At 44.9% G+C, this 4532-nt stretch carries 4 protein-coding genes; 3 read left to right on the forward strand and 1 reads right to left on the reverse strand.

Annotated elements, in window-relative coordinates; all coding sequences use genetic code 11:
• Both A3761_RS08835 and A3761_RS08840 read left to right on the forward strand, forming a co-directional pair.
• Nucleotides 1–898: peptidoglycan DD-metalloendopeptidase family protein (locus tag A3761_RS08835; protein ID WP_156491766.1), on the forward strand; the 898-nt coding region annotated here is incomplete at its 5' end.
• A 20-nt stretch (nt 899–918) separates the two neighbouring features.
• Nucleotides 919–2028, forward strand: coding sequence for an anhydro-N-acetylmuramic acid kinase (locus A3761_RS08840; protein ID WP_068554863.1), 1110 nt, complete (start codon nt 919–921; stop codon nt 2026–2028).
• On the opposite strand, the gene A3761_RS08845 is transcribed toward A3761_RS08840, so the two are convergent.
• The gene (locus A3761_RS08845) at nt 2016–3668 is read right to left on the reverse strand and encodes an NAD(P)/FAD-dependent oxidoreductase (protein ID WP_082865470.1); all 1653 of its coding nucleotides are present in this window, start codon (nt 3666–3668) and stop codon (nt 2016–2018) included. The genes A3761_RS08840 and A3761_RS08845 overlap by 13 nt on opposite strands.
• A 162-nt stretch (nt 3669–3830) precedes the next feature.
• Here A3761_RS08845 and A3761_RS08850 point away from each other — a divergent pair, with 162 nt between their 5' ends.
• Nucleotides 3831–4364, forward strand: coding sequence for a PadR family transcriptional regulator (locus A3761_RS08850; protein ID WP_068513060.1), 534 nt, complete (start codon nt 3831–3833; stop codon nt 4362–4364).
• Nucleotides 4365–4532 lie beyond the last annotated feature (168 nt).

Genomic DNA, 4532 nt, shown 5'->3' on the forward strand with positions numbered 1-4532 from the left:
TAAGTCAATTGTATTTAAACGGGATGAAAACAATTCTTTCACTAAAGAAGTTGTTACTCGCACCCCGGATGTTCATATCGCCTACGGTGAGGGAACTATAGAAAGCTCATTATTCCTTGCAGGGCAAAAGGCCGGGCTCTCACAGTCGCAAATTATGGAGCTAGCCAATATTTTCGGCTGGGATATCGACTTCATTTTAGATATCCGCTCCGGCGACAAGTTCAACCTAATCTATGAAGAGTTATACCTAGACGGAGAAAAGTACAAAAACGGCAGAATTTTAGCGGCCAACTTCCACAACCGTGAACGAGAACTTTCTGCCGTCCTCTATGAACAAGAAAACGGCATTAGTAATTACTTTACTCCTGACGGAAAAAGCATGCGGAAGGCCTTTATCAGAACGCCTGTCGACTTCGCTCGCATCTCCTCACGCTTCAACCTGCGTCGCAAGCACCCTATTCTACATAAAATCAGAGCGCACAAAGGCACTGACTACGCCGCGGCGACCGGCACGCCAATCAAAGCTACTGGTGACGGCAAGGTTATTCATGCAGCCAGAAAAGGTGGTTACGGTAAAACTGTCATCATCCAACACGGACAAAGCATCACCACTCTTTATGCTCACATGAATGGCTACGCACGCGGCATCCGCTCGGGCAAGCGCGTTAAGCAAGGCCAAATCATTGGCTATGTCGGTAGCACAGGACGTTCAACAGGGCCCCATCTTCATTATGAATTTAGAGTTAACGGTGTCCACAAAAACTCTCTAAAGGTGAAACTGCCACACGCGAGCCCTATCCCTAAAAAGGAGCTTGCTCGCTTTAAGAAAGCAACACACTCATACCTGGCACAGCTCGAGACCTTTTCAGAAAGTTATCAAGTCGCCTCTAATCAGTAAGTACAGATAGAGTCCCTGATATGGCAGACAAACTATATATAGGCGTCATGTCTGGCACCAGCATGGACGGAATCGATACCGTCCTTGCCTCAATATCTGAAAACAAAACCACCAGTATTGAATCATTTAGCGCACCATTTTCAAGCTCGCTTAAGTCGAAACTTCAGTCATTGTCACTACCAGGCGACAATGAGATAGACCGCCTTGGCGAAGCCAGTGTCGAGCTAGGTGAAGCTATTGCGGAAACCGTGAACGATTTACTCAAGAAAGCCAACAAGAATAGTAGCGATGTTTGCGCCATCGGTTGTCACGGACAAACAATCAGACACCGCCCTGAGTCAAGCAAACCCTTTTCACTCCAGATAGGCGACCCAAGTACAATCGCCCACATCACTAATATCACGACGATTACCGATTTCAGAATGGCAGATATGGCCGCGAAGGGGCAAGGCGCACCATTAGTCCCCGCATTTCACCAAGCAGTATTTGGCGACTCAAACGAAACGAGAATCGTTGCCAATATTGGCGGTATCGCGAACATTTCAGTGCTCTCAAAAACAAAGAACAAGCTATCCGGCTACGACACAGGCCCCGGAAATATGCTTATGGACCTATGGATTCAAAGCTGCTTAAAGAAAGCGTACGATCATAATGGCGACTGGGCGAGCACAGGGTCTGTTATCGAAGATTTATTACAGGATTTTCTCGACGAGCCCTATTTCAAACAAACAGCACCCAAAAGCACCGGTAAAGAACTGTTTAACTCAGCATGGATAGCCAATAAGATTGCAAACAGCACATTCCAAAGCGAAGATATTCAGCGCACGCTACTCGAGCTAACGGCCAGCACAATTAGTAACAGCATCATCACCAGCACTAATGGTGATGGCTGCGACATCTTCGTCTGCGGCGGCGGCATCAATAATCAACTACTAATGACTCGCCTCCAAAACCTGCTTCCAAGCTATCGCTTAAGTTCAACCCTCGACCTGGGAATAGACCCGCAATTGGTTGAGGCCAGCGCTTTCGCCTGGTTAGCAAGACAAACACTGAACAACCTGCCAGGCAATGCCTGCTCCGTTACGGGAGCAAGCAAGAGCAAAATATTAGGTGGAATTTACCCCGCTTGAAGCGATTCCTTCGAAGCCTCTTCCGTATTTTGTTCTGGCTGCCACTTCTTTATTAACCCCATAACCTTGTAGCCTTTTACCCCCATCATTGCGCTAGCAGTCATCACACCTGCCATCAATGCGCCACCAACACCCGCAGTCACTACATCAGCACCGGTAAGGTAGAAGTTTTTAATCGGCGTTACCGGATGCAACCACGCCTGTTCAAAGCGCTCTACGCTATGGTCAATACCATAAATCTCGCCTTCTTCATTCCATTGAAACCATTGAGTCGAAAGCGGCGTCGAAAGCTCAACATAATCAAGAGCATCTTTTAATTGTGGCATTTGCTCGTAAAGCATATTCATCAATTTTTCAGTAAGCTTCACCTTAAGCGCTTCGTACTCTTCCCCGCGCTTATTCCAGGTCGACCCTTCCCATTCCGCAAACCACTCTGGCTTACAGGGTGCTACAATCTCTGCCGTAGACTTTCCAGGATAGCGTTCATTCCAGCTTGGATCTTTTGCTGAAGGAAAAGAAATATAGGTAAGCGGCAGTTCTGCTTCCAAGCTCTCATTGAACTTACTTACATTGTCATCATGATCACTCGTCGGGTATATCCAGAAGTTTTTCTTAGGTATCCCTAATTCTTTTGCCGTACCTTTAAAGCCCGCGTAAATACATATATGCGACGAGGAAATCTCCACTCTTTCTAACAACTTATTCAGTTTATGCTTTTTGATAGCCGACTCTGGCAGCAATTTATTCACCGTGGGATATAAACCAGCGCAACTTACCACTGCATCAGCCGTAATTTCCTGACCTTTCTTCAGCCTTACGCCATAAGCTTTATTGTTTTTGATGAGAATTTCATCCACACCAGCATAGGTAAAGACATTTCCTCCTGAACGCTGAATCACTGGAATAATTGTCTCTGCAATTTTTGCTGCCCCCCCAACCGGGTAACTACCGCCATTCAAGTAATGCTTCGCAACCATCGCATGCATCATGAATGATGCTTTCTTAGGAGGTAAACCATAATCCCCCCACTGAGCGGTTAAGACGCCGATAAGTTCTTCGTTATCAGTAAGCTCTTTCAGCACCTCGTAAGTTGTTTTATAGAAATAATCCGGAAGAAATTTATGGCGAAAGCGGTTATAGAGCAAACCTGCCATTCTGGGCATTGCCTGTCCGGCAAAGAATTTTGGCACAAGAGAGCTTACCTTATATAGAAGCTCCACATACTTATCGATAGCTTCAGTCTCTGATGGAAAATTCTTCTTCATCTCGTCTTTGAAAGCATCTTTTCCCGCTAGGTAGTTATACTCTTTACCGCCTATAATCACTTGATCGAAAAGCGGGTCCATCTCTTCCCATTTGAGCTGACCATCTGTGATCACATCAAACAAACGGCGTAGCACCGTCCAAGGCTTATGAACCTCACCAATATAATGAACACCAACATCCCACTCATAACCATTGCGCTCATAGGCGTGCGTGTAGCCACCTGCGGTATAGTGCTGTTCTAGCACACAAACCTTCTTTCCCAACTTTGAGAGTAAGGCCGCATTTGCCAGGCCACCTATTCCGGAACCAACAACAATCACATCATAATGATCATCTGCTTTGTTTTTTCTATATCGAGTTCCAGTTCGCACCATTATTTCTCTCCACTGCATCAATCAGTCAAAAACACAAAAAACCAAGCTCACGACAAGCTCATTATTTTTACATATTACCCCGCAAACAAATTATTATGCAACTTCTTGCATATTGAAAAATAATATATACTAGCCAATGTCTATTCAATTTAGAGCTGAGCCATGTCCTTAAAACACGCAATTCTCGTATTATTAGAAACCGAACCAGGCAGCGGTTATGACCTATTAAAACAATTTAAAGAAGGACTAGGGTATTTTTGGAATGCAAGCCACCAGCAAATTTATCAGCAACTAAAAGTTCTTTTAGAGCAGGATTTTATCTCCTGCAACAATATAAAACAGACTGATAAACCCGATAAAAAGGTTTACGACATCACAGCAAAAGGCGTTGAAGAGCTCAAGCAATGGCTATCGGCGCAGGTAAAACCGAATAAAACCAATGATGCCCTCTTGGTAAAGGTTTTTGGCGGCCACCTTATCGATCAAAACAACTTGTTAGAGGAAATTGAAGCGCATCAAGCGCTACACCAAAAGACATTACAAAGCCTTCTATCGATAGAGCAGAGCTACTTAAGCCTGCCCCCAGAGAAGCAAGCCAACTATAAACTTCCCTACCTTACACTAAGGCGCGGAATCATTGGCGAACAAGCCTGGTTAAGCTGGGCAGAGGAAGCCTTAGAGTCGATCAAAAAATAATCAAAGCTTTTTTTCTCAAATCTGCGTATAATTGCCGCCCTTTTATTCTGTCCTCGCGTCAGAACCATTTTATCGATAGGCATTCCTAGCTATGACAGACTCCACGCCTCAATTTGAGCANCTTGGTCTCCCCGAAAATATCTTAAAAGCCGTAAAGGAACTTGGATA

Source organism: Oleiphilus sp. HI0123 (assembly GCF_001635315.1).